Annotated in this window: 20 protein-coding genes; 4 read left to right on the plus strand and 16 right to left on the minus strand. The window is 71.5% G+C overall.

From position 1 onward, the window contains the following. The first annotated feature begins 134 nt into the window (after nucleotides 1–134). A complete protein-coding gene (locus tag C4U44_RS18945; protein WP_200823309.1) occupies nucleotides 135–1,193 on the plus strand; it encodes a LacI family DNA-binding transcriptional regulator in 1,059 nt (352 codons plus the stop codon). Then, nucleotides 1,186–2,205, plus strand: a complete 1,020-nt coding sequence (locus C4U44_RS18950) for a carbohydrate kinase family protein (protein ID WP_235032177.1) — start codon at nucleotides 1,186–1,188, stop codon at nucleotides 2,203–2,205. The genes C4U44_RS18945 and C4U44_RS18950 overlap by 8 nt, the downstream gene beginning before the upstream one ends. A 139-nt stretch (nucleotides 2,206–2,344) precedes the next feature. Here the strand turns inward: C4U44_RS18950 and nuoN are convergent, their stop codons facing one another. From nuoN to C4U44_RS19020, 14 genes are all read right to left on the minus strand, one after another. Beyond that, nucleotides 2,345–3,967 (minus strand): NADH-quinone oxidoreductase subunit NuoN, encoded by a 1,623-nt coding sequence (gene nuoN / locus C4U44_RS18955; protein ID WP_103887013.1) that lies wholly within the window; start codon nucleotides 3,965–3,967, stop codon nucleotides 2,345–2,347. A 35-nt stretch (nucleotides 3,968–4,002) separates the two neighbouring features. After that, the gene (locus tag C4U44_RS18960) at nucleotides 4,003–5,598 is read right to left on the minus strand and encodes an NADH-quinone oxidoreductase subunit M (protein WP_103887014.1); all 1,596 of its coding nucleotides are present in this window, start codon (nucleotides 5,596–5,598) and stop codon (nucleotides 4,003–4,005) included. Nucleotides 5,599–5,604: 6 nt separating this feature from the next. Continuing rightward, on the minus strand, nucleotides 5,605–7,509 hold the full coding sequence (nuoL, locus tag C4U44_RS18965; RefSeq protein ID WP_103887015.1) for an NADH-quinone oxidoreductase subunit L: 1,905 nt from the start codon (nucleotides 7,507–7,509) through the stop codon (nucleotides 5,605–5,607). A gap of 13 nt (nucleotides 7,510–7,522) precedes the next feature. Further along, nucleotides 7,523–7,822, minus strand: coding sequence for an NADH-quinone oxidoreductase subunit NuoK (gene nuoK / locus C4U44_RS18970; RefSeq protein WP_103887016.1), 300 nt, complete (start codon nucleotides 7,820–7,822; stop codon nucleotides 7,523–7,525). Then, nucleotides 7,819–8,688, minus strand: a complete 870-nt coding sequence (locus C4U44_RS18975; protein ID WP_200823314.1) for an NADH-quinone oxidoreductase subunit J — start codon at nucleotides 8,686–8,688, stop codon at nucleotides 7,819–7,821. Before C4U44_RS18975 ends, nuoK begins: the two co-directional genes overlap by 4 nt. 8 nt (nucleotides 8,689–8,696) lie before the next feature. After that, the gene (nuoI, locus tag C4U44_RS18980) at nucleotides 8,697–9,356 is read right to left on the minus strand and encodes an NADH-quinone oxidoreductase subunit NuoI (protein WP_103887018.1); all 660 of its coding nucleotides are present in this window, start codon (nucleotides 9,354–9,356) and stop codon (nucleotides 8,697–8,699) included. Continuing rightward, complete coding sequence (gene nuoH / locus C4U44_RS18985) at nucleotides 9,349–10,773, minus strand: NADH-quinone oxidoreductase subunit NuoH (RefSeq protein WP_103887019.1); 1,425 nt, start codon at nucleotides 10,771–10,773, stop codon at nucleotides 9,349–9,351. Before nuoH ends, nuoI begins: the two co-directional genes overlap by 8 nt. Next, complete coding sequence (locus tag C4U44_RS18990) at nucleotides 10,770–13,289, minus strand: NADH-quinone oxidoreductase subunit G (protein WP_407642867.1); 2,520 nt, start codon at nucleotides 13,287–13,289, stop codon at nucleotides 10,770–10,772. The genes nuoH and C4U44_RS18990 overlap by 4 nt, the downstream gene beginning before the upstream one ends. A 2-nt stretch (nucleotides 13,290–13,291) precedes the next feature. Further along, nucleotides 13,292–14,626 (minus strand): NADH-quinone oxidoreductase subunit NuoF, encoded by a 1,335-nt coding sequence (gene nuoF, locus C4U44_RS18995; RefSeq protein WP_103887020.1) that lies wholly within the window; start codon nucleotides 14,624–14,626, stop codon nucleotides 13,292–13,294. Continuing rightward, nucleotides 14,626–15,537: an NADH-quinone oxidoreductase subunit NuoE gene (gene nuoE, locus C4U44_RS19000; protein WP_103887021.1), complete on the minus strand. Its 912-nt coding sequence runs from the start codon at nucleotides 15,535–15,537 to the stop codon at nucleotides 14,626–14,628. The genes nuoF and nuoE overlap by 1 nt, the downstream gene beginning before the upstream one ends. Next, nucleotides 15,534–16,871, minus strand: a complete 1,338-nt coding sequence (locus tag C4U44_RS19005; protein ID WP_103887022.1) for an NADH-quinone oxidoreductase subunit D — start codon at nucleotides 16,869–16,871, stop codon at nucleotides 15,534–15,536. The genes nuoE and C4U44_RS19005 overlap by 4 nt, the downstream gene beginning before the upstream one ends. Nucleotides 16,872–16,950: 79 nt before the next feature. After that, nucleotides 16,951–17,688, minus strand: a complete 738-nt coding sequence (locus tag C4U44_RS19010; protein WP_103887023.1) for an NADH-quinone oxidoreductase subunit C — start codon at nucleotides 17,686–17,688, stop codon at nucleotides 16,951–16,953. Next, nucleotides 17,685–18,239, minus strand: a complete 555-nt coding sequence (locus C4U44_RS19015) for a NuoB/complex I 20 kDa subunit family protein (protein WP_093785987.1) — start codon at nucleotides 18,237–18,239, stop codon at nucleotides 17,685–17,687. The genes C4U44_RS19010 and C4U44_RS19015 overlap by 4 nt, the downstream gene beginning before the upstream one ends. A gap of 46 nt (nucleotides 18,240–18,285) precedes the next feature. Continuing rightward, complete coding sequence (locus C4U44_RS19020; RefSeq protein WP_103887024.1) at nucleotides 18,286–18,645, minus strand: NADH-quinone oxidoreductase subunit A; 360 nt, start codon at nucleotides 18,643–18,645, stop codon at nucleotides 18,286–18,288. 593 nt (nucleotides 18,646–19,238) lie between these two features. Between C4U44_RS19020 and C4U44_RS19025 the strand changes: the two genes are divergently transcribed. Both C4U44_RS19025 and C4U44_RS19030 read left to right on the plus strand, forming a co-directional pair. Continuing rightward, nucleotides 19,239–20,108 carry a C40 family peptidase gene (locus C4U44_RS19025; protein WP_235032178.1) on the plus strand — a complete coding sequence of 290 codons (870 nt, stop codon included), beginning with the start codon at nucleotides 19,239–19,241 and terminating at the stop codon, nucleotides 20,106–20,108. A 235-nt stretch (nucleotides 20,109–20,343) separates the two neighbouring features. Beyond that, entirely contained in the window at nucleotides 20,344–22,260 is a 1,917-nt protein-coding gene (locus C4U44_RS19030) for a serine/threonine-protein kinase (RefSeq protein WP_103887026.1), read from the plus strand. Nucleotides 22,261–22,311: 51 nt separating this feature from the next. On the opposite strand, the gene C4U44_RS19035 is transcribed toward C4U44_RS19030, so the two are convergent. Together C4U44_RS19035 and C4U44_RS19040 are read right to left on the minus strand one after the other, a co-directional pair. Continuing rightward, a complete protein-coding gene (locus C4U44_RS19035) occupies nucleotides 22,312–23,598 on the minus strand; it encodes a geranylgeranyl reductase family protein (RefSeq protein WP_235032179.1) in 1,287 nt (428 codons plus the stop codon). Between the two features lie 110 nt (nucleotides 23,599–23,708). Beyond that, nucleotides 23,709–25,868, minus strand: a complete 2,160-nt coding sequence (locus C4U44_RS19040; protein ID WP_146088291.1) for a zinc ribbon domain-containing protein — start codon at nucleotides 25,866–25,868, stop codon at nucleotides 23,709–23,711. Between the last annotated feature and the right edge of the window lie 122 nt (nucleotides 25,869–25,990).

Raw genomic sequence — 25,990 nt, forward strand, 5'->3', positions numbered from 1 at the left:
TGTAACCAATCGCGACCCGACTCTGAGACAACGTGGTCTCGACGTCAGACTGGCGGTTGTGCGAAAGTGCGTCAAGATGCTGTTCGAAGTGCGAAAGCAACGAGTCTGTAACGCAGCCCCCGTGGGAGACAACGATGCCTCAGGACAACTCTGAGCCGCCGAAAAGGCCGGGCCGCCCCACCATGCGCGAAGTCGCGCTGCTGGCCGGGGTGGCCCCCAAGACCGTGTCGCGCGTGGTCAACGGGGTGAGCACGGTCGATCCGGCGCTGGCCGCACGCGTGCGGGCGGCGGCCGAGAGGCTCGGCTACCGGCCCAACCTCACTGCCAGCAGCCTGCGTCGGGGCGACGGCCGCACCGCCAGCGTCGGCATGCTCGTGGAGGACGCGGCCAACCCGTACTCCTCGGCGCTGATCCGTACCGTCGAGAACGTCGCGCGGCAGAGGGGCGTGCTGCTGCTGATCGGCAGCCTGGACGAGGACCCGGCCCGCGAACGGGCGCTGGCCCACACGCTGATCGACCGGCGCGTCGACGGGCTGGTGATCGTGCCCTCGGGCCGCGACCAGAGCTACCTGATCAGCGAGCAGAACGCGGGGACGGCACTGGTCTTCGTCGACCGCGAGCCGAAACTGCTGGACGCGGACGCGGTGGTCTCGGACAACCGCGCCAGCGCGATCACCGCGGTCGACCACCTGCTGGCCGGCGGCCACCGGCGGATCGCCTACCTCGGGGACCTCGCGTCGATCTCCACCGCCGCCCAGCGGTACGACGGGTACACCCACGCCCTGGAACTGGCCCAACTCCCCGTCGACGAGGCCCTCGTACGCCAGGGCCTGGTCACCGAGCAGGCGGCCATCGACGCCACCCGCGAGGTGCTCGCGCTGCCGGACCCGCCCACCGCGCTGTTCACCAGCCAGAACGTCGTCACCATCGGATGCAGCCGCGCGCTGCGGGAGTTGGGCCTCCAGGACCGGGTGGCGATGGTGGGGTTCGACGACTTCCCGCTGGCGGACATGCTCCGGCCGGGGATCTCGGTCATCGCCCAGGACGTGGAGGGCATCGGCCGGATCGCCGCGGAGACGTTGTTCCGGCGGCTGGACGGCGACCAGTCGCCGCCGGCCACCACCGTGCTGCCCACCCGCCTGATCACCCGCGGCTCGGGCGAGATCCGGCGCGGGGAGCCGTCCGGTGACTGACGGCGCGCCCGGGGAGGACGAACCGCTGGTCACGGTGATCGGCGAGGCCCTGATCGATCTGGTGGCCAACGGCGGGCCGTGCGACTTCCAGGCCAGGCCCGGTGGCAGCCCGTTCAACGTCGCGGTCGGGCTGGCGCGGCTGGGCCGGCACACCGCGCTGATGGCACGACTGGCTGACAACGCCTTCGGCCGGCTGCTGCGGGAGCACGCCGAGGCCGAGGGGATCGACCTGTCCCGCGCGGCCCACGCCCACGAGGCGACCACGCTGGCCGCGGTCTCCCTGGACACCGAGGCGCGGGCCAGCTACGACTTCTACGGCCAGGGGACCGCCGACTGGCAGTGGACCGCCGCCGAGGCCGCCCGGGTCCCGGACCGCACGTCCGTGCTCCACTTCGGCTCCCTCGCCTCCTGGATCCCGCCCGGCGACGGGTACATCCACGCCGCGGTGACCTCCGTACGCGACCGCGGCGAGGCGCTCGTCAGCTACGACCCGAACGTCCGGCCCAGCCTCATGCCCGACCGCGCCCGGGCACGGTCCATGGTCGAGCGCTCGGTGGCCACCGCGCATCTGGTGAAGGCAAGCCGCGAGGACGTGGAGTGGCTCTACCCCGGCGGCGTCCGCCAGGCGGGTCTGCGCTGGACCGAGTTGGGCGCGCGACTGGTCGTCGTCACCGACGGCCCCGACGGCGCGCACGCCTTCCGCGCGGACGGCAGCGCGCTCGACCGCCCCGGCCGCAAGGCCGCCGTGGCCGACACGGTGGGCGCGGGCGACGCCTTCACCGCGGGGCTGCTCAGCGCGCTGGTCCGCCGCGGGCTGCACGCCCCCGAACCGCTGGCGGGCGCCTCGACGGGGGACCTGGCCGCAGCCCTCGACGAGGCCGTGCTGGTCTCCGCGCTGACTTGCGAGCGGATCGGGGCGGACCCGCCGGTGGCCCGCCCGCGCCCCGGTGTGCCGGCCGGCACACCGCTGACGGCGGCGGATCTGGGGACCAAGGAAACACCGGCGGGGTAGCGCCGGGGGCCGGGGTGGCGCGAGGACCGGCCGGCGGGGCGATCGGGCGGCGCGAGCGGCACCGCGGCCGGTGCCCCGCCCCGCACGCACGGGAAGGGGCCCGGGGTACGCACCCCGGGCCCCTCCGTTTCCGTCCCTGCTAGCGGACGAACACGCCCGCCTTGTCGGCCAGGTCGAGGAAGTACTGGGGGGCCAGGCCCAGCACGAGGGTGACCGCGACGCCCACGGCGATGGCGGTCGAGGTGAGCGGGGAGGGCACGGCGACCGAGGGGCCGTCGGCCTTGGGCTCGCTGAAGAACATCAGCACGATGACGCGGATGTAGAAGAAGGCCGCGATCGCCGAGGAGATCACACCGACGATCACCAGGGGCATCGCACCGCCCTGCGCCGCGGCCTTGAAGACCGCGAACTTCCCGGCGAAGCCGGAGGTCAGCGGGATACCGGCGAAGGCCAGCAGGAAGACCGCGAAGACCGCCGCGACCAGCGGCGAGCGGCGGCCGAGGCCGGCCCAGCGGGAGAGGTGGGTGGCCTCCCCGCCGGCGTCACGGACCAGCGTGACGACCGCGAAGGCGCCGAGGGTCACGAACGAGTAGGCGGCGAGGTAGAAGAGCACCGAGGACACGCCGTCCTTGTCGGTGGCGATCACACCGGCCAGGATGAAGCCCGCGTGCGCGACCGAGGAGTAGGCCAGCAGCCGCTTCACGTCGGTCTGGGTCACCGCGATCACCGCACCGGCGATCATGGTGGCGATGGCCACGCCCCACATCACCGGCCGCCAGTCCCAGCGCATCCCGGGCAGCACCACGTACAGCAGCCGCAGCAGGGCGCCGAACGCGGCGACCTTCGTGGCGGCGGCCATGAACCCGGTGACCGGGGTGGGCGCGCCCTGGTAGACGTCCGGCGTCCACATGTGGAAGGGCACCGCGCCGACCTTGAACAGCAGGCCGACCGTGACCATCGCGATGCCGATCAGCAGCAGCGCGTCGTTGCCGGTGGTGTCGGCGAGCGCCGGGGTGATCTTGGCGGTGCCGTCGATCACCGAGGAGATCCCGGAGTACGACACGGAGCCCGCGTAGCCGTACAGCAGCGCGATGCCGAAGAGCAGGAACGCCGACGAGAAGGCGCCGAGCAGGAAGTACTTCACGGCGGCTTCCTGCGACATCAGCCGGTTGCGGCGGGCCAGCGCGCACAGGATGTACAGCGGCAGCGAGAAGACCTCCAGCGCGACGAAGAGCGTCAGCAGGTCGTTCGCGGCCGGGAAGATGAGCATGCCGCCGACCGCGAAGAGCAGCAGCGGGAAGACCTCGGTGGTGGTGAACCCGGCCCGGACCGCGGCCTTCTCCTGGTCGCCGCCGGGCACCGCGGAGCCCTGGGCGGCGAAGGAGTCGACGTGCTGCCCGTGCGCCATCGGGTCCAACCTGCGCTCGGCGAAGGTGAACACCGCCACCAGGGCGACCAGCAGGATCGTGCCCTGGAGGAAGAGCGCCGGGCCGTCCACGGCGACCGCGCCCATGGCCGCGATGTGCGCCTTGGTGGTGCCGTAGCCCTTCTCGGCGAGCGCCACCACGGCGGCGAACGCGGCGGCCAGGCCGACGATGGCCAGCACCACCTGCGCGGTGTAGCGGGACCGGCGGGGCACGAACGCCTCGGCGAGCACGCCCACCATCGCCACACCGAAGACGATCAGCACCGGTGAGAGCTGCGCGTACTCGATGTGCGGGGTGGGGAAGCGGTCCGTGGTGGACGCGGCGCTCGTCCACATGCTGTGGACAGCGGGTCCCGTATGCAGTGCGGCGCTCACTTCTTCGCCTCCAGCGCGGGCTTGGGGTCGGTCTTGTGCACGTCGGAGAGCGTGTGCTTGACCGACGGGTTGACGATGTCCGCCACCGGCTTCGGGTACACGCCGAGGAAGAGCAGCAGCGCGATCAGCGGTGCCACGACGACCACTTCACGCACCTTGAGGTCGGCCATGCCCTCGATGCCCGCCTTGACCGGACCGGTCATGGTCCGCTGGTAGAGCACCAGGACGTACAGCGCCGCGAGCACGATGCCGAGGGTGGCGATGATGCCGAGCACCGGGTAGCGGCTGAACGTGCCCACCAGCACCAGGAACTCGCTGACGAACGGTGCGAGCCCGGGGAGCGACAGCGTGGCCAGACCGCCGATCATGAAGGTGCCGGCCAGCACCGGCGCGACCTTCTGCACCCCGCCGAAGTCGGCGATGATCCGCGAGCCGCGCCGGGTGATCAGGAATCCGGCGACCAGCATGAGGGCGGCCGTGGAGATGCCGTGGTTGACCATGTACAACGTCGCGCCGGACTCGCCCTGGCTGGTCATCGCGAAGATGCCCAGGATGATGAAGCCGAAGTGCGACACGGACGCGTAGGCGATCAGCCGCTTGATGTCGCGCTGGCCGACCGCGAGCAGGGCGCCGTAGATGATGCTGATCAGCGCGAGCACCAGGATCACCGGCGTGGCCCACTTCGACGCCTCCGGGAAGAGCTGGAGGCAGAAGCGCAGCATCGCGAAGGTGCCGACCTTGTCGACCACCGCGGTGATCAGGACCGCCACCGGCGAGGTGGCCTCCCCCATCGCGTTCGGCAGCCAGGTGTGCAGCGGCCACAACGGCGCCTTCACCGCGAAGGCGAAGAAGAAGCCGAGGAACAGCCACCGTTCGGTGTCGGTGCCCAGCTTGAACTGCCCGGAGGCGCGGGCGTCCAGGATCTGCTGCAACGAGAAGGTCCCGGTGCCCAGTTGCCTGGCCGTCGCGGCGTACAGGCCGATGATCGCGGCCAGCATGATGAGCCCGCCGACCAGGTTGTACAGCAGGAACTTCACCGCCGCGTATGACCGCTGGCGGGCCGCCTCCTCCTCGCCGCCCGGGTGCGCGCGGTCGCCGAAGCCGCCGATGAGGAAGTACATCGGGATCAGCATGGCTTCGAAGAAGATGTAGAAGAGGAAGACGTCGGTGGCCTCGAAGGACAGCACCACCATCGCCTCGACCAGCAGGATCAGCGCGAAGAAGCCCTGGGTGGGCCGCCAGCGCCGGTTCGGGTCGGGCCCCTCGAGGGGGTCGGCGTCATGCCATCCGGCCAGCATCACGAAGGGGATCAGCAGTGCGGTCAGCGCCACCATGACGACGGCGATGCCGTCGACGCCCAGGTCGTAGTGGAGCCCGAAGTTCTTCACCCAGGTGTGCGACTCGGTGAGCTGGTAGCGGGCACCGCCGGGATCGAAGCGCACCATCGCGATGATCGCGAGCACCAGCGTGCCGAGCGAGAAGGCCAGCGCCGTGTACTTGGCGGCGACCCTTCGCGCGGCGGGCACGGCCGCGGTGGCGATGGCGCCGACCGCGGGCAGTGCCGCAGTGGCGGTCAGCAGAGGAAACGACATGAGCTATCAGACCGCCCTCATGAGAAGGGTCGCGGCGACCACCACCGCGGTACCGCCGAGCATGGAGACGGCGTACGACCTGACGTAGCCGTTCTGGAGCCGGCGGAGCCGCCCGGACAGGCCGCCGACGGAGGCGGCCGAGCCGTTGACGACACCGTCGACCAGGGAGTGGTCGAGGTAGACCAGCGAGCGGGTCAGGTGCTCGCCGCCCCGGACCAGCACCACGTGGTTGAAGTCGTCCTGGAGCAGGTCGCGGCGGGCCGCCCGGGTGACCAGGCTGCCGCGCGGCGCGACGGCCGGCACGGACCTGCGCCCGTACATCAGCCAGGCGATGCCGACGCCGATCACCAGGCAGACCATGGTGGCGGCGGTGACGGTGCCGGTACTGACCGGCGAGTTGCCCTCGCTGTGCCCGGTGACGGGCTCCAGCCACTTCACGAACGAGGAGTTGATGCTGAACAGCCCGCCGGCGAAGACCGATCCGAACGCCAGGATGATCATCGGGACGGTCATCGACTTCGGGGACTCGTGCGGGTGCGGCTCGTGGCCCTCGGCGTCGGGGACCCAGCGCTTCTCGCCGAAGAACGTCATCAGCATCACCCGCGTCATGTAGAACGCGGTGATCGCGGCGCCCAGCAGGGCCGCGCTGCCGAGGATCCAGCCCTCGGTGCCGCCCTTGGCGTACGCCGCCTCGATGATCTTGTCCTTGGAGAAGAAGCCGGACAGCCCCGGGAAGCCGATGATGGCCAGGTAGCCCAGGCCGAACGTGACGAAGGTGATCGGCATGAACTTCCGCAGGCCGCCGTAGCGGCGCATGTCCACCTCGTCGTTCATGCCGTGCATCACCGAGCCGGCGCCGAGGAACAGCCCCGCCTTGAAGAAGCCGTGCGTGACCAGGTGCATGATCGCGAACACGTAGCCGATCGGGCCGAGCCCGGCCGCCATGATCATGTAGCCGATCTGCGACATCGTGGAGCCGGCCAGCGCCTTCTTGATGTCGTCCTTGGCGCAACCGACGATCGCACCGAACAGCAGCGTGACCGCGCCGACGGTGACCACCGCGGTCTGCGCGTCGGGCGCCGCGTTGAAGATCGCCCCGGAACGGACGATCAGGTAGACGCCGGCGGTCACCATCGTCGCGGCGTGGATCAGGGCCGAGACCGGGGTCGGGCCCTCCATCGCGTCGCCGAGCCAGGACTGGAGCGGCACCTGCGCGGACTTGCCGCAGGCGGCCAGCAGCAGCATGAAACCGATGCCGGTGATCGTCGCGTGCTGGGTGCCGGCCGCCTGCGCGGCCCTCGGCAGCACGTTGGAGAAGGCGAACGACCCGAAGGTGGTGAACATCAGCATGATGCCGATGGACAGCCCCATGTCGCCGACCCGGTTGACCAGGAACGCCTTCTTCGCCGCGGTCGCCGCGCTCGGCTTGTGCTGCCAGAAGCCGATCAGCAGGTAGGACGCCAGGCCGACGCCCTCCCAGCCCGCGTACAGCAGCAGGTAGTTGTCGGCGAGCACCAGCAGCAGCATCGCCGCCAGGAACAGGTTGAGGTAGCCGAAGAAGCGGCGGCGGCGCTCGTCGTGCTCCATGTAGCCGATCGAGTAGATGTGGATCAGCGTGCCCACACCGGTGATCAGCAGCACGAACGTCATCGACAGCTGGTCGAGCTGGAAGCCGACCTGCGCCTGGAAGCCCTCCACCGGCACCCAGGTGAACAGGTGCGAGTGCAGGGCCCGGTCGTCGGCGTTCTTGCCGAGCATGTTGACGAAGAGCACCATGCCGAACACGAAGGACAGCAGCGCGAACAGCGTGCCCAGCAGATGGCCGGTGCGGTCGAACCGGCGGCCGCCGGTGAGCAGGACGCCCGCACCGAGCAGTGGTGCCGCGACGAGCAGTCCGATCAGGGTTTCCACGTCTCGCAGCCCCTTACAGCTTCATCAGGTTCGCGTCGTCGACCGAGGCCGAGTGGCGGGTTCGGTAGATCGACACGATGATCGCCAGGCCCACCACGACTTCGGCGGCGGCCACGACCATCGTGAAGAACGCGATGACCTGACCGTCGAGGTTGCCGTGCAACCGGGAGAAGGTGACGAACGCCAGGTTGCAGGCGTTCAGCATCAGCTCCACGCACATGAACACGACGATCGCGTTGCGCCGGATGAGCACTCCGGCCGCGCCGATGGTGAACAGCAGTGCCGCCAGGTACAGGTAGTTGGCCGGGTTCACTTGGCACCCTCCTCGGCGGAGGCCGGTGCCCGCTCGCCGTCGTGCTCCAACTCGGGCTGTTCCGGAGCGCGTTCCAGCCACTCGTCGGAACGCTGGTCCAGTTCGGCCAGCCGCCGCATCGCGTCCCGCGACACGTCGCGGATCTGGCCGCGCTCGCGGAGCGTGGAACTGACCGACAGCTCCGAGATCGAACCGTCGGGCAGCAGTGCCGGTACGTCCACCGCGTTGTGCCGGGCGTAGGTGCCCGGCGCCGGCAGCGGGGTGACCTGCTTGCCCTCGCGCACCCGGGCCTCGGCCTGCTCGCGCTGGGTGAGCCGCTCCTCGGTCCGCTCGCGGTGGGTGAGCACCATCGCGCCGATCGCGGCGGTGATCAGCAGGGCGCCGGTGATCTCGAACGCCCACACGTACTTGGTGAACACCAGGTGGGCCAGGCCCTGGACGTTGCCGCCGTCGGCCGCGTTGGCCTGGCCGGTGCCGGCGAAGCTGTGCAGCGAGGCGTTGGCGATCCCGGCGATCAGCAGGATGCCGAAGCCGAGGCCGCACAGCGCGGCCATCCAGCGCTGCCCCTTGAGTGTCTCCTTCAGCGAGTCGGCGGCGGTGATGCCGACCAGCATGACGACGAAGAGGAAGAGCATCATGATCGCGCCGGTGTAGACGACGATCTGCACCACGCCGAGGAAGTACGCGCCCTGCGCGAGGTAGAACACCGCGAGGACGATCATCGTGCCGGCCAGCGACAGCGCGCTGTGCACCGACTTCTTCATCAGGACGGTGCCGAGCGCGCCGATCACGGCGACGGTGCCCAGCACCCAGAACTGCACGGCCTCGCCGGTGGAGGTCTGGTACGCCGCGGCGGCGAGCGACATCGAGCCGGTCATGCCTCGTCCCCCGTCCCGGCCGGGGCGCTGCCGCCGGGGGCGACGGTCTCCGCCGCCTCGGGCTCGCCGGTGAACGGGTTCTCGACCGGCACCGACTCGTCGGGCTTCTCGCCCTTGGAGACGGCCACCTGCCGTACGGTGCCGGGCGCGGCCTCGGTGACCGCGCCGCGGTAGTAGTCGCCCTCGTCCATGCCCGGGAAGATCGAGTGCGGCGACTCGACCATGCCCTCCTCCAGGCCGGCGAGCAGCTGCTCCTTGGTGAAGATCAGCGACTCGCGGGTGCGGTCGGCGAGTTCGTACTCGTTGGTCATGGTCAGCGCGCGAGTCGGGCACGCCTCGATACACAGGCCGCACAGGATGCAGCGGGCGTAGTTGATCTGGTAGACGCGGCCGTAGCGCTCGCCCGGGGAGTAGCGCTCCTCCTCGGTGTTGTCCGCGCCCTCCACGTAGATCGCGTCGGCCGGGCAGGCCCAGGCGCACAGCTCGCAGCCGACGCACTTCTCCAGCCCGTCCGGGTGCCGGTTGAGCTGGTGGCGGCCGTGGAACCGCGGTGCGGTGGGCTTCTTGTACTCGGGATACTGCTCGGTCAGCCGCTTCTTGAACATGGCCTTGAAGGTCACGCCGAAGCCCGCGACCGGATCCAGGAACTCAGGCATCGCCGTCCTCCGTGTTCTCCGTCTGCGCGGCGTCCTGTCCGGACGAGCCGGACACGCCGGACGCACTTGGTGCGCCTACGAGTTGGGCCTGCGCGCGGCTGGGCCGCCGTGGCACCCGCTCGGCCGTCTGCCCCGGCAGCGGCGGCACGGGATAGCCGCCCGCCATCGGGTCGAACCTGTCCGGCGGGGCCAGCGCGCCACCGGCGCCGGCCTCCTTCCGCTTCTCCTCGCGGTCCCGGAAGACGTCGACGACGAGCGAGATCAGCAGCAGTGCCACCACCGCGCCGCCGATGTACAGCACGATCTTCGTGAAGTCGTAGTTCTCGTTGCGCATCGCCTTCACGGCGGCGACCAGCATGAGCCAGACCATCGAGACCGGGATGAGCACCTTCCAGCCGAGCTTCATCAGCTGGTCGTAGCGGACCCGGGGCAGGGTGCCGCGCAGCCAGATGAAGAAGAAGAGCAGCAGCTGCACCTTGATCACGAACCAGAGCAGCGGCCACCAGCCGTGGTTGGAGCCCTCCCAGAAGGTGCTGATCGGCCAGGGCGCCCGCCAGCCGCCGAGGAAGAGGGTGGTGGCGACCGCGGAGACCGTCACCATGTTGACGTACTCGGCGAGCATGAACAGCGCGAACTTGATCGAGCTGTACTCGGTGTTGAAGCCGCCGACCAGGTCGCCCTCGGACTCCGGCATGTCGAACGGCGCCCGGTTGGTCTCGCCGATCATCGTGCAGATGTACACCAGGAAGGAGACCGGCAGCAGGATGATGTACCAGCGGCCGTGCTGGGCCTCGACGATGGTCGAGGTGGACATCGAGCCGGAGTAGAGGAAGACCGCCGCGAAGGACAGGCCCATCGCGATCTCGTACGAGATCATCTGCGCCGACGCGCGCAGCCCGCCGAGCAGCGGGTAGGTCGAGCCGGACGACCAGCCGGCGAGCACGATGCCGTAGATGCCGACCGACGCGGTGGCGAGGATGTAGAGGATGCCGATCGGCAGGTCGGTGAGCTGCATCGCGGTGCGGTGGCCGAAGATGGACACCTCGTTGTCGGCCGGGCCGAAGGGGATCACCGCGAAGGACATGAACGCGGGGATCGCGGCCACGATCGGCGCGAGGACGAAGACCACCTTGTCCGCGCGCTTGACGGTGAGGTCCTCCTTCAGCATCAGCTTGATGCCGTCCGCGAGCGACTGGAGCATCCCCCACGGACCGTGCCGGTTCGGCCCGATCCGCAGCTGCATCCAGGCGACGACCTTGCGCTCCCACACGATGGAGAACAGCACGGTCAGCATCGCGAACGCGAAGCAGAACACCGCCTTGATGACGATCAGCCACCACGGGTCGGTGCCGAAGAACGACAGGTTCTCCGTGGTGGTGGCGGCGAGCTGGCTGCCACCGGCGAACAGGGCGGTCATGACTGGACCTCCGCACTGAGCTGGACGACCTGCCCGGGACGGGCACCCGTGTCCGAAGTGACGCCGCCGCCCACGGAGTTGAGCGGCACCCAGACCACCCGGTCCGGCATCGGGGTGACGGCCAGCGGCAGCGTCACCACACCGGCCGGCCCGGAGACGGTGAGGGGTTCGCCGTCGAGCACCCCGACCTCCGCGGCGGTCGCGGCCGACAGCCGCGCCACGGCGGCGTGCCGGGTGGCGGCCAGCGCGTCGTCGCCGTCCTGGAGCCGGCCCTGGTCGAGCAGCAGCCGGTGTCCGGCGAGCACCGCCTGGCCGGCGTCGGGCCGCGGCAGCGGCACCGACACCTCGGCGGGCGCGCTCGCGGCGTGCGCCGACGACCCGGCGAGCCGGTCGAGTTCACGGCGGGCGGACCGGACGTCGGACAGGCCGAGCGTGACGTCCATCGCGTCGGCGAGCATGGTCAGCACCCGGGCGTCCGGGAGCTGGTGGCGGGTCGTGGCCTGGTCGGGCTTGATCGCCGCCTCGAACATCCGGGCCCGGCCCTCCCAGTTGAGGAAGGTGCCGGACTTCTCGGCGACGGCGGCGACCGGCAGGACCACGTCGGCGCGCTCGGTGACCTCGCTCGGTCGCTGCTCCAGGCTGACCAGGAACCCGACGTTGCCGAGCGCGGCCCGGGCCCGGGCCGGGTCCGGCAGGTCCGCGATCTCGACCCCGCCGACCACGAGTGCGGCCAGCTCGCCGGCCGCGGCGGCCTCCAGGATCTGCCCGGTGTCGCGTCCGAACCGGCTCGGCAGCGCGGGCAGCCCCCAGACGCGGGCGACCTCCTCGCGACCGCGCGGGTCGGTGACCGGGCGCCCGCCGGGCAGCAGCCCGGGCAGCACCCCCGCCTCGACCGCGCCCCGCTCGCCGGCCCGGCGCGGGATCCACGCCAGCCGGGCCCCGGTCGCGGTGGCCAGCCGCAGCGCGGCGGTCAACCCGCCGGGCACCGCCGCCAGCCGCTCGCCGACCAGGATCACCGCGCCCGGCGCGCGCAGCGCCTCGGCGGCGAGCCGGCCGGCCTCGTCCAGTCCGACCCCGCCGGCCAGCGCGTCCAGCCATTCCGGTTCGGTGCCGGGAGCGGCCGGCAGCAGGATGCCGCCGGCCTTCTCCAGCCCGCGGGAGGCGTGGGTGGCCAGGGCGTAGGCCTGCTGCTTGTTCTTGCGGTGGGCCTTGCGCAGCCGCAGGAAGACCCCGGGGGCCTCCTCCTCGGCCTCGAGTCCGGCCAGCAGGACGGCCGGTGCCTGCTCCAGCGCCCGGTTGGTCGGCGCGCCGCCCCGTCCGCCGGCGTCCGCACCGTCGAGGTCGACGCCGTGGCCGGCCACGTGGGCGGCGAGGAAGTCGGCCTCCTCGGCGGAGTGCGGGCGGGCCCGGAAGTCCACGTCGTTGGTGCCGAGCACGACCCGGGCGAACTTGCCGTACGCGTAGGAGTCCTCGACGGTGAGCCGGCCGCCGGCCAGCACCGCAGCCCGGCCGTGTGCCGCGGTCAGCCCGGCGGCCGCGGCGGCCAGCGCCTCCGGCCAGCCGGCCGGGACGAGTTCACCGTCCTCGGCGCGGATCAGCGGGTGGGTGAGGCGCTCGGGCCGCTGCGCGTACCGGAAGCCGAAGCGGCCCTTGTCGCACAGCCACTCCTCGTTGACCTCCGGGTCGTTGGCCGCCATCCGCCGCATCACCTTGCCGCGGCGGTGGTCGGTGCGGGTGGCGCAGCCGCCCGCGCAGTGCTCGCACACCGACGGCGAGGAGACCAGGTCGAAGGGGCGGGAGCGGAACCGGTAGGCGGCGGAGGTGAGCGCGCCGACCGGGCAGATCTGGATGGTGTTGCCGGAGAAGTACGACTCGAACGGGTCGCCCTCGCCGATTCCGACCTGCTGCAGCGCGCCCCGCTCCAGCAGCTCGATCATCGGGTCGCCGGCGATCTGCTGGCTGAACCGGGTGCAGCGCGCGCACAGCACGCACCGCTCGCGGTCCAGCAGCACCTGCGGCGAGATCGGCACCGGCTTCTCGTAGGTGCGCTTGCGGCCCTCGAAGCGGGTGTCGGGGTCACCGGTGGACATCGCCTGGTTCTGCAGCGGGCACTCGCCGCCCTTGTCGCAGACCGGGCAGTCCAGCGGGTGGTTGATCAGCAGCAGCTCCATCACGCCGCGCTGCGCCTTCTCGGCGACCGGCGAGGTGAGCTGGGTGGTGACCACCATGCCGTCGGTGCAGGTGATGGTGCAGGAGGCGACCGGCTTGCGCTGCCCCTCGATCTCCACGATGCACTGGCGGCAGGCGCCGACCGGGTCGAGCAGCGGGTGGTCGCAGAACCGGGGGATCTCGATGCCGAGTTGCTCGGCGGCACGGATGACCAATGTGCCCTTGGAGACGGAGATCGGGATGCCGTCGATGGTGACCGAGACGAGGTCTTCGGGGGGCGGTGCGGGCTGCCCGTTGTCATGAGGCGCGCGTTTCCCCGCGGCGGAGCCGCTGATGGACGACGAGATGGTCACGCGTGGGCCTCCGTACGGGACTTGTCGGCCCAGGCGGTGGAGCGGGCCGGGTCGAAGGGGCAGCCGTTGCCCTCGATGTGCTCCTCGTACTCCGCGCGGAAGTACTTCAGCGAGGAGAAGATCGGGGCGGCGGCGCCGTCGCCGAGGGCGCAGAACGACTTGCCGTTGATGTTGTCGGCGATGTCCTGGAGCTTGTCGAGGTCCTCGGTCCGGCCCTTGCCGGCCTCGATGTCCCGCAGCAACTGGACCAGCCAGTACGTGCCTTCCCGGCACGGGGTGCACTTGCCGCACGACTCGTGGGCGTAGAACTCGGTCCAGCGGGTGACGGCCCGCACCACGCAGGTCGTCTCGTCGAAGCACTGCAGCGCCTTGGTGCCGAGCATGGAGCCGGCCGCGCCGACCCCCTCGTAGTCCAGCGGTACGTCGAGGTGCTCGTCGGTGAACATCGGGGTGGAGGAGCCGCCGGGGGTCCAGAACTTCAGCCGGTGGCCGGGCCGCATCCCGCCGCCCATGTCGAGGAGCTGGCGCAGCGTGATGCCGAGCGGCCCTTCGTACTGGCCGGGGCGGGCGACGTGGCCGGAGAGCGAGTAGAGCGTGAAGCCCGGGGACTTCTCGCTGCCCATCGAGCGGAACCACTCCTTGCCGCGCTGGATGATCGCGGGAACCGAGGCGATCGACTCCACGTTGTTCACCACGGTGGGGCAGGCGTACAGGCCCTCGACGGCCGGGAAGGGCGGCCGGAGCCTGGGCTGGCCGCGGCGGCCCTCCAGGGAGTCCAGCAGCGCGGTCTCCTCGCCGCAGATGTACGCGCCGGCGCCGGCGTGCACCGTGATGTCGAGGTCGAAGCCGGAGCCCTTGATGTTCGTGCCGAGGTAGCCGGCCTCGTACGCCTCGCGCACCGCCTCGTGCAGCCGGCGCAGCACCGGGACCACCTCGCCGCGCAGGTAGATGAAGGCGTGGTTCGAGCGGATCGCGTAGCAGGCGATCACCATGCCCTCGATGAGCGCGTGCGGGTTGGCGAAGAGCAGCGGGATGTCCTTGCAGGTCCCGGGCTCGGACTCGTCGGCGTTGACCACCAGGTAGTGGGGCTTGCCGTCGCCCTGCGGGATGAACTGCCACTTCATGCCGGTGGGGAAGCCCGCGCCGCCGCGGCCGCGCAGGCCGGAGTCCTTGACGTAGGCGATCAGGTCGTCCGGCGCCATCGCGAGCGCCTTGCCCAGCGCTTCGTACCCCTCGTGCCTGCGGTAGGTCTCCAGCGTCCACGACCGGGGGTCGTCCCAGAACGCCGACAGTACGGGCGCGAGCAGCTTCTCGGCCGGTTCCACGGTCATCACTCGCCCTCCTCCTCGGTGGCGTGGTCGCCGGTGCGGTCCGCGACCGGGTCCGCGGGGTTGTCAGGGTCGGACTCGGCGGTCCGGCCGGGCGCGTCGTGCGAGCTGGGGTGCTGGGCGGGCGACGGCGAGGTGGGGGTGTCGTACGCCCCGGCGTCCTCGGTCGCCGACTCGCCGCGCTGGCCGACCACCTTGGGGGCGGGGACCTCGCCGCGGTGCAGCCGCAGCCCGGCCAGGGAGGCGGGTCCGGCGCCGCCGGTCGCCTCGACCGCTCCCGCGCGCTGGTCGGGGAAGCCGGCCAGGATGCGCGCGGTCTCCTTGTACGTGCACAGGGGCGCGCCGCGGGTCGGGCGGACCTCACGGCCGGCGATGAGGTCGTCGACGAGTTGGCGGGCCGACTCGGGCGTCTGGTCGTCGAAGAACTCCCAGTTGACCATCACCACGGGCGCGAAGTCGCAGGCCGCGTTGCACTCGATGTGCTCGAGGGTGACCTTGCCGTCCTCGGTGGTCTCGTCGTTGCCGATCCCGAGGTGCTGCTTCAGCTCGTCGAAGATGGCGTCGCCGCCCATCACCGCGCACAGCGTGTTGGTGCAGACCCCGACCTGGTAGTCGCCGGACGCCTTGCGCCGGTACATGGTGTAGAAGGTGGCGACCGCGGTGACCTCGGCGGTGGTGAGCTCCAGTTGCTCGGCGCAGAACCGGATGCCGGTGCGGGTGACGTACCCCTCCTCGGACTGCACCAGGTGCAGCAGCGGCAGCAGCGCGCTGCGCGAGCCGGGGTAGCGGGCGATCACCTCCTTGGCGTCGGTCTCCAACCGGGCCCGGACGTCGGCCGGGTAGTCGGGGGCGGGCAGTTCGGGGATGCCCAGGGACACACCGCGGGAGGCACCTCCCTGCGAGACCTCGGTCATCGGTCGACACCTCCCATCACGGGGTCGATGGACGCCACCGCGACGATGACGTCGGCGATCTGGCCGCCCTCGCACATCGCGGCCATGGTCTGAAGGTTGGTGAAGGAGGGGTCGCGGAAGTGCACCCGGTACGGGCGGGTGCCGCCGTCGCTGACGACGTGCACGCCCAGCTCGCCCTTGGCCGACTCGACGGCGGCGTACGCCTGCCCGGGCGGTACCCGGAAGCCCTCGGTGACCAGCTTGAAGTGGTGGATCAGGGCCTCCATGGAGGTGCCCATGATCTTCTTGATGTGGTCCAGGGAGTTGCCCATGCCGTCCGGGCCGAGCGCGAGTTGCGCGGGCCAGGCGATCTTCTTGTCCTCGATCATCACCGGCCCGGGGGCGAGCCGGTCCAGGCACTGCTCGACGATCCGCAGGCTCTGGTGCATCTCCTCCAGGCGGACCCGGAAGCGGCCGTAGGAGTCGCAGGTGTCGGTGGTCGGCACCTCGAAGTCGTAGTTCTCGTAGCCGCAGTACGGGTCGGACTTGCGCAGGTCGTGCGGCAGGCCGGCGGCGCGCAGGATCGGACCGGTGGCGCCGAGCGCCATGCAGCCGGTCAGGTCCAGGTAACCGACGTCCTGCATCCGGCCCTTGAAGATCGGGTTGCCGGTGGCGAGCTTGTCGTACTCCGGCAGGTTCTTCCGGAACTTCTTCACGAACTCACGGATCTGGTCGACCGCGCCCGGCGGCAGGTCCTGGGCCAGGCCGCCCGGCCGGACGTACGCGTGGTTCATCCGCAGGCCGGTGACCAGCTCGAAGATGTCGAGGATGTACTCGCGGTCGCGGAAGCCGTAGATCATGATGGTGGTGGCGCCCAGCTCCATGCCGCCGGTGGCGATGCACACCAGGTGGGAGGAGATCCGGTTCAGCTCCATCAGCAGCACCCGGATGACGCTGGCCCGGTCCGGGATCCGGTCGGTGATGCCGAGCAGCCTCTCCACCGCGAGGCAGTAGGCGGTCTCGTTGAACAGCGGCGTGAGGTAGTCCATGCGCGTCACGAAGGTGGACCCCTGGGTCCACGTCCGGAACTCCATGTTCTTCTCGATGCCGGTGTGCAGGTAGCCGATGCCGGAGCGGGCCTCGGTGACCGTCTCGCCGTCGATCTCCAGGATCAGCCGGAGCACGCCGTGGGTGGACGGGTGCTGCGGGCCCATGTTGACGATGATCCGCTCGTCGTCGGCCTTGCCCACGGTCTCGGCGAGTTCGTCCCAGTCGCCGCCGGTGACGGTGAAGACCCGGCCCTCGGTGGTCTCCCGCTCCTCCGCTTGCTGCGGAGCGGTGTATCCATAGCTCATGAACAGCCTCCCGCAGGGAGTCGTTGAGGGGTGGCGGTCGATGGGGTCGCCCGTGGCGAAGCCCAGGGGAGGTGTGGGGTCATGAGTACGACCTCCGCTGGTCGGGAGCCGGGATCTGGGCACCCTTGTACTCGACGGGGATGCCGCCGAGCGGGTAGTCCTTGCGCTGCGGGTGGCCGGGCCAGTCGTCCGGCATCATGATCCGGGTGAGCGCGGGGTGGCCGTCGAAGACGATGCCGAAGAAGTCGTACGTCTCGCGCTCGTGCCAGTCGTTGGTCGGGTAGACCGGGACCAGCGAGGGGACGTGCGGGTCAGCGTCGGGGGCGCTGGTCTCGATCCGGATCAGCCGGCCGTGGGTGAGCGAGCGCAGGTGGTACACGGCGTGCAGCTCGCGGCCCTCGTCACCCGGGTAGTGCACGCCGCTGACGCCGGTGCACAGTTCGAACCGGAGCGCGGGGTCGTCGCGCAGGGTGCGGGCGACCCGGACCAGGTGCTCGCGGGCGATGTGGAAGGTGAGTTCGCCGCGGTCGACGACGGTCTTCTCGATCGCCTCGCCCGGCGGCAGGCCCTGCTCCTCCAGCGCGCCCTCCAGCTCGTCGGCGATCTCGTCGAACGGGTCGCCGTAGGGGCGGTTGGCGGCACCGGGCAGCCGGACCGTGCGGACCAGGCCGCCGTACCCGGAGGTGTCGCCGCCGTTCTGGGCGCCGAACATCCCGGTCCGGACGCCGATCACCTCGCCGGCGTCGTGGCGCTGCGCGGGCACCGCGCCCTCGGCGGGCTCCTCAGGCAGCTCGGGCGGGTTCGGGGTGGCGGTCATCGCAGGAGCCCCTTCATCTCGATCGTCGGGAGCGCCTTGCGCGCCGCTTCCTCCGCCTCGCGGGCGGCGGCCTCGCGGTTCACGCCGAGCTTGCCGTGCTGGATCTTCTCGTGCAGCTTGAGGATCGCGTCGAGCAGCATCTCGGGGCGGGGCGGGCAGCCGGGCAGGTAGATGTCGACCGGTACGACGTGGTCGACGCCCTGCACGATGGCGTAGTTGTTGAACATGCCGCCGCTGGAGGCGCACACGCCCATCGAGATGACCCACTTGGGGTTCGGCATCTGGTCGTAGACCTGGCGCAGCACCGGGGCCATCTTCTGGCTGACCCGGCCGGCCACGATCATCAGGTCGGCCTGGCGCGGCGATCCGCGGAAGACCTCCATGCCGAACCGGGCCATGTCGTACCGCCCGGCGCCGGTGGTCATCATCTCGATGGCGCAGCAGGCCAGGCCGAAGGTGGCCGGGAAGACCGACGCCTTACGCACCCAGCCCGCCGCGGTCTCCACCGTCGTCAGCAGGAATCCGCTCGGCAGTTTCTCTTCGATACCCATGGGTTGGCTCCTGGTCTCCTCGGTCCCCTGGTCCTCTGACGTCCCGCTAGTCCCACTCCAGGCCGCCGCGCCGCCACACGTAGGCGTAGGCGACGAAGACGGTGAGCACGAAGAGGAGCATCTCGACGAGTCCGAACATCCCCAGCCGGTCGAAGGTGACCGCCCAGGGATAGAGGAAGACGATCTCGATGTCGAAGACGATGAAGAGCATCGCCGTCAGGTAGTACTTGATCGGGAAGCGGCCGCCACCGGCCGGCTGCGGAGTCGGCTCGATGCCGCACTCGTACGCTTCCAACTTGGCCCGGTTGTACCGTTTCGGCCCGATGATCGAGGCCATGAAAACGGAGAAGATCGCGAAGCCGGCCGCGAGGCCGCCCAGCACGAGGATGGGCGCGTAGGCGTTCACCGTCCCCCGCTCCTTCCAGTCGACTGTGACTGATGTACGGACCGTGACCGGGGCGGTGCGCCGCGCCACAGAATCGCGAAGATCGCGCCTATGTGAGGCAGTTCACAAGCCCAAGCCGCCTGCATCCTATGCCTCCCGGTCTGTGATCTGCGACACGGGGGTGCGCACGAGCTTTGTGATCTCCACCACCTGACCAACGATCATGAAGTCGGATGAGCGGTGATGTTGCGGCGGATGGCACCCAAACGATCACTTCACGTCATAATCGCGGGCGTTCTCGCTGGTCAGAGCGACGTACGCACTATCAGAACGAGCCGCCCACAGGCAAATTGGCGATGGACGAATCGCCGTGATAGCGCCGCGGAATCCGCCCGGGTGAGCCCCGGAACCCGGGAATGACGCGCGTGAAACCGTGCACGAGCGCATACGGCACCGGAGCCATGAAAACGGACCAAAGCACCTGTCAAGCAAGATCGTGAATCGGGCAATTGGGCCGTGAGCACGTCAACTGTGGCGCATCCCACCTTTATTGAACGGAACCATTCGTTCCTGATAGCCAGAGACCCATGTCCCCGAACACATCCCGGACACAGGTGTCCGACACGCATACCCATAGCCGCCGCCGACGGCACGCGGCGCCCCGCCACCCGAACTGGGTGCGCCGGGCCGGACTCGTCGGCGGTGTCGTCAGCGCGTTCGCCCTGTGCGGCGCGGCCGCTCCGGCCATAGCCGAGACCACGCACCCCACCACGACCGGCGGCACGCCGTCCGCCGCCGGTTCCTCGCAGGCACGGTCGGCCGGCGCTCGCACGGCGACCCTGTCCACGGCGGCCTCCGCTCAGCAGGCCGTCGTCGCGGTGCAGCGCGAGGCGCTGGCCGCCGCGCTCTCCGCCGACCAGGAGCAGGCCGCCAAGGACGCGGCCAGGACGGCCGCCAAGGCGCACAAGGCAGCACGCCACAAGGCCGAGGCCGCCGCGAAGGCGGCGAAGGCGCGCGCCGCGCAGGCCGCCGCGCCGTCCGCCGGCAGCAGCACGTCCGGCTCGTCCGGGCAGAGTTCGTCCTCGACCGCGACGGCCACGCCCGCGGCCGAGGTCACCGCCGCCTCCTCCAGCAAGGTCGACCAGCTCATCGCCTTCCTGAAGTCGCAGCTCGGCAAGCCCTACGTGTACGGCGCCACCGGCCCCGACTCGTACGACTGCTCCGGCCTGACGCAGGCGGCGTTCGCCTCCATCGGCGTCAGCATCCCGCGGACCTCGCAGGAGCAGTCCACCGCCGGCACGCCCGTGTCCGTCTCCGCCCTCCAGCCCGGCGACCTCATCTTCTGGGGCGGCGAGGGCAGCGCCTACCACGTGGGCGTCTTCATCGGCGACGGCCAGTACCTGGACGCGGCCAACCCGTCCACCCCGGTGGCCATTCACCAGCTCGCCGACTACATGCCCGACTGGGCGGTCAACGTCCTCTGAGCCGCGCCCCCGTGGGGGTTCGCTCCACCGGTTACCCCTCTTCTCCGTCCTGAGCGGCGGGAGGCGGCCCCGCCATGCCCTCCGACGGGCCCGGCCCGACCGCCTCCCGCCGCTCCTCGGCGTACCGGCGCACGCGTTCCGGACCGATCCGGCGCCGGCACCGATCACGGCGGTCCAGCGCACCCGCGCACGGTAACCTCCCGCGAGGACAACGTCATCGGGGGAAGGGGTCGTCGTGCGCGCGGGAGACACGGGAGACAACGGAGCCAACGGAGCCAACAACGTCTTCGAGCCTTTGGAGGAGGGCGCTCCTCGGGCCCTCGGGGATTACCGGCTGGCCGCCCGGCTCGGCGCGGGCGGCATGGGCAAGGTCTACCTGTCGTACACGCCCGCCGGCCGCCCGGTCGCGGTGAAGGTGATCCGCCCGGAACTGGCCGAGGACCCGGAGTTCCGGCAGCGCTTCCGGCAGGAGGTCGCCGCGGCGGGCCGGGTGCAGGGCCTTTACACCGCACCCGTGCTGGACAGCGACACCGAGGGGCCGGTGCCCTGGCTGGCGACGGCGTTCGTGCAGGGCCCGAGTCTCGCGGCGGCCGTCGCGAGCCACGGCGTGCTGCCGGTGCCGACCGTCCTGCTGCTGACCGCCGGCGCCGCCGAGGCGCTCCAAGCCGTCCACGCGGCCGGGTTGGTGCACCGCGACCTCAAACCGTCCAACGTGCTGCTGGCCGCGGACGGCCCCCGGGTGATCGACTTCGGCATCGCCCGCGCGGCCGACGCCACCGCGCTGACCGGCAGCGGGGTCACCGTCGGCACACCGGCGTTCATGTCGCCCGAGCAGGCTGCCGGGCGGAAGATCACCCCGGCCACCGACATCTTCGCGCTCGGCGCCGTGGCCGCCTACGCGGCCGCGGGCGCACCGGCGTTCGGCGAGGGTTCCAGCCACGCCGTGCTCTACCGGATCGTGCACGAGGAGCCGGACCTCACCGGCGTGCCGGACGTGCTGCGCCCCCTCGTGGTCCGCTGCCTGGCCAAGGACCCCGCCGAACGCCCCGGACTCGACGAGGTGGTGGCGATGTGCCGGGCCGCGGCCGAAGGCGGTGAACTGGTCAGGACCGAGCAGTGGCTGCCCGCCGCGGTGGCCGCCGACATCACCGCGCACCACGTGCCCGCGCGATCCACGACCCGCCCCGACGTGGTCACCCCGATACCGACGGCTCCCGCAACACCCGCCTCACCCGCCACAGCCGCCGCGCCCCCGGCGCCCGCCGGCCCGCCGGTGCCCACCGCGCCGCCCACTCCGGCCGGGCCGCCGCAGGACGTCGCGGGCGCCCCGACGCACGCCGCCGGTCCGCAGTACGGCGGCGCTCCGACGTACACCACCCCCGCGTACCCCGCTTCGACCGCCGGCTACGGCTATCCCGCCGCCGCGCAGGGACGGCAGAATCCGCACGGTCCGCAGACGCCGTACCCCGGCGCGGTGCCCGCACCCGGCGGATACGGCTCGGGCCCTTACGGCAGCGGCACCCACCCCGTCGGGCCCGGGACCGGCGCCGGCGGCCCCGGGCGGAAGAAGCGGTGGCTCGTGCCGGCCGGTGTGCTCGGCGCGGTCCTGCTCCTCGGCATCGCGCTCGTCGCAGTGCACGCCCTGAACAGCCACAAGAAGACCGGCGACGACGCAAGTGGCGCCCAGCACGGCACCGCCAAGGCCACGGGCGGCGGCACCGCCACGAGCCGCGCGCCGAGCGGGACCGCCCAGCCGGTCGGCCCCGAGCCGGAGACGCACAAGGGTGTCAACCTGCCCGACAGCTACCACCTGGAGTTCGCCGACAACCCGTTGACACCGAAGTACAACAACCTCGACGACTTCTACTACGGCTGCGACGACAAGTGCGTCTACGGGTCGTACAACACCAAACTCGTGCTGCTCGACACCGGCGAGAAGGGCTCCCTGGAGGCCTGCCGCGCCGACACCCGCTACACCACGCAGATCTCCGAAGCCAGGCTGGCGGCCGGCTCCCAGATCTGCGCGACCACCCAGGACGGCATCGTCGCGCTGCTCACCTACCGCGGCCACTCCCCCAGTTCCTCACCGAGCGAGTACTCGACGTTCGACGTCACGGTGTGGCGCAACGCGGTGAAGAGCGACAACGACTGACGGCCGGGTCGGGGCGCCCCGGGACGGTCGGGGCGCCCAGGCAGGGACGGCTCAGGCGCGGGGGGTGATCTTGGTGAGGCCGTTGATGATGCGGTCCATCGCGTCGCCGCCGGTGGGATCGGTGAGGTTCGCGAGCAGCTTGAGGCAGAAGCGCATCAGCATCGGGTGCGTCAGGCCGCGCTGGGTGCACATCTGGAGGACCTTCGGGTTGCCGATCAGCTTCACGAAGGCGCGGCCCAGGTTGTAGTAGCCGCCGTAGGTGTCCTTCAGGATGCGCGGGTAGGCGGCGAGCGCGAGTTCACGCTGCCCGATGGTGGCGCGCGCGTGCGCCTGGGTGATCACGTCCGCGGCGAGCTGGCCGGACTCCATCGCATAGGCGATGCCCTCGCCGTTGAACGGGTTGACCAGCCCGCCCGCGTCGCCGACCAGCAGCAGGCCGCGGGTGTAGTGCGGCTGGCGGTTGAAGGCCATCGGCAGTGCGGCGCCGCGGATCGGCCCGGTCATGTTCTCCGGGGTGAAGCCCCAGTCCTCCGGCATCGAGCCGACCCACGCCTTCAGCACCTCGCGCCAGTCCAGCTCGCGGAAGGCCGCGGACGAGTCGAGGATGCCCAGGCCCACGTTGGAGGTGCCGTCGCCGAGGCCGAAGATCCAGCCGTAGCCCGGCAGCTGGCGCGCCGAGGGCCCGCGCCGGTCCCACAGCTCCAGCCAGGACTCCAGGTAGTCGTCCTCGTGCCGCGGCGAGGTGAAGTAGGTACGCACCGCGACACCCATCGGGCGGTCGTCGCGGCGGTGCAGCCCCATCGCCAGCGACAGCCGGGTGGAGTTGCCGTCGGCGGCGACCACCAGCGGCGCGTGGAAGGCGGCCGGCACCTTGTCCTCGCCGAGCTTGGTGGTGACCCCGGTGATCCGCCCGGTGCGCTCGTCGATGATCGGCGCGCCGACGTTGCACCGCTCGTACAGCCGCGCGCCGGCCTTCACCGCCTGCTGGGCGAGGAGCTCGTCGAAGTCCTCGCGCCTGCGCACCAGTCCGTAGTCCGGGTAGGCGGCGAGCTCGGGCCAGTCCATCTCCAGTCGCATGCCGCCGCTGATGATGCGCAGGCCCTTGTTGCGCAGCCAGCCCGCTTCCTCGGAGACGTCGATGCCCATCGACACGAGCTGCTTGGTCGCGCGCGGGGTCAGCCCGTCGCCGCAGACCTTCTCGCGCGGGAACGCGGTCTTCTCCAGAAGGAGGACGTCCAGACCGGACTTGGCCAGGTAGTACGCGGTCGTGGAACCGGCGGGCCCGGCACCTACGACGATCACGTCGGCGCTGCGCTCGGACAGGGCAGTGTCGGTCACGTGGGCTCTCCCGGTTCGGCGAACGGCTCTTGCAGCGTGCAGAGGTGTCATGCCGAGTGTATGAGGCCGCCGCTCCGAGTGGAGCGGCGGCTCTCGGGAGGGCGACCGGCTCAGCGGTGCTCGGGCGGCTGCTTGCGCAGCCGGTCCGGCTCCACGACGCCCAGGTCGTGCACGGTCGGCTCGGCCGGCGCCGGCGGCCCGGGCGGCTGCGCCGGCCCGTACGCCCCCGCGGGCGGGCCGGGTTGGGGCGGCACGGCGGCGCCGTACGTACCGCCGTAGGTCGCACCGCCGCGGGTCCCCGTGCCGTACGGCGACGGGGCGCCGGGGCCGGTGGCGTACGGTGCGACGCCGGCCGGGGGCGGCACCTGGCCGCCGAACAACCGCCACACGTACGGGGCGACCAGCACCCCGCCGAAGGTCCACAGCAGACTCAGGCCCAGCAGTTCGGGCACCTCCGTGCCGACCGAGAGGTGGGACAGCACCCCGGGCAGCCGCTCGTCGCCGCCGGTGTGCCCGCCGCTGACCGCGGCCAGGATCACCAGCAGCACCGTGAACAGGCCGGCCACCGCGAACTGCTCCGGCCTGGTGCGGCAGCGCCGGACCGCGAGCACCCCGATCAGCAGCGCGCAGCAGAGCGCGCCCGCGACCACCCCGGTCACCGACCAGCCGCCCCAGACGTGGTTGAGGTCGCCCAGGCCGAACGACACGTGGTGGGAGCTGTCCTCGCTGCCGCTGGCGCTGACGCCGACCCGGAACGGTGCCCCCCAGCCGAGACCCAGCCCGGACACGCCGAGATTGAGCAGCAGCAGACCGGCCGCGGCCACGCCCCAGCCGGTGAGGTCGTCGTAGTGGGCGAGGGCGATGACGAAGACGGTGGCCCCGGCGATGAGGAGGGTGGCCAGCAAGGCTGTCGCGGTGGTGGCGAGCACCCGGTAGGCGGCCGCGGCGCCCGGCCTTGCGGCCAGCCACTCCAGCAACGACGGGCGGCACAGCACCAGCAGGGCCGTCACCAGGCTGAGCACGAAGGTCCACAGCGCGGCCAGGAAGGGCGCGGTGGTGAAGTGCGCGGGGCCGATCTTCGGCTCGGCGGCGAAACCGAGCGCGAGGGCCGCGGCGGCGGCGAGCAGCGCGACCCGGACGGCCGCGGCAGCGCTCTCGGCCTTCGCCCCGGCGCCGAGCGCGCCCGCGCCGAACGCGGTGCCGTCGTCGGTGGCGCCCGCGGCGGCTGCCGCGGCCACCGCGGACTGCTGCCGCCTGCGCATCACACGCAGGCCGAGCACCAGTGCCAGCACCCACACCAGCGTGACCGTCCACGGCAGGACGGACAGCGTCCAGTGGTAGGTGAGCGAGTGGGCGCCGCTGCCGCTGGCGGTGTACCCGATGTCGCTGCCGCCGTCGGAGAAGTCGATCCCGTCGGAGCCGTCGGTGCCGCCGTCGGAGAGGTCCCCGCCGTCCGAGCCGTCGCTGCCCCCGTCGGAGAAGTCCCCGCCGTCCGAGCCGTCACTGCCGCCGTCGGAGAAGTCCCCGCCGTCGCTGCCGTCGCTCCCGCCGTCGGAGAAGTCGAACCCGCCGTCGCTGCCGTCGCTCCCGCCGTCGGAGAAGTCGAACCCGCCGTCGCTGCCGTCACTGCCGCCGTCGGGGAACTCGTCCCCGCCGTCCGAGCCGTCACTGCCGCCGTCGGAGAACTCGTCCCCGTTGTCGCCGTCGTCGCTCGGGTCGGTGAAGTCCTCGTCGGTGGTGACGGTCGTGGTCTGCTTGAGGTTGCCGCCGAGTCCCTGGACGAGCACCGCGAGGGCCGCCCGGGTCCGCGTGGCCATCCCGATCGTGCCGCCGGGCAGTGCGGCGCCCGCGGCACCCGCGATCGCGAGGCCCGCCACGAGTATGGTCAGTGCCGGTCCGAGCGCGACCAGCAGCGGCGCCTCCCAGCGGCCGGTGAACACCCGTCGCACGAACACCGCGCCGGGCCCGGGCGCGACCGGCCCGGGCGGCGGATAGCCCGGCCCGTACCCCGGTTGGGCCGGCCCGTAGACGGGTTGGCCCGGCGGCGGCAGTGCGGTCGGCACGTGCGCGGTCGGGGCGGCGTGCACCGACGGCGGCGCGTCGGTGGGAGGCGGCGGAGGAGGAGGGGGCGGCAACGCCCCGCCTGCCTGGGTCGGCGCAGGCGCCTGCCCGGGAAGAGCGGGCGAGGTCAGGTCGCGGCCGCAGCGCGGGCAGAAGCGGATGCCTTCCGCCTCGGCGACCTGGTTCCCGCAGGCGGGACAGAACGGCATCGTCAACTCCGTCGGATGGCGGGGCTGCTGTCCCCCCGCGGACACCGCAGCTTATGGCCCCGACCGGCACCGATCACCCGGAATACGTCACTCCGTGGTTCCGGCCGCCGCGCCGGGAGTTC

The sequence above is a fragment of the Actinacidiphila yanglinensis genome, from assembly GCF_900107965.1.
Taxonomy (GTDB): domain Bacteria; phylum Actinomycetota; class Actinomycetes; order Streptomycetales; family Streptomycetaceae; genus Actinacidiphila; species Actinacidiphila yanglinensis.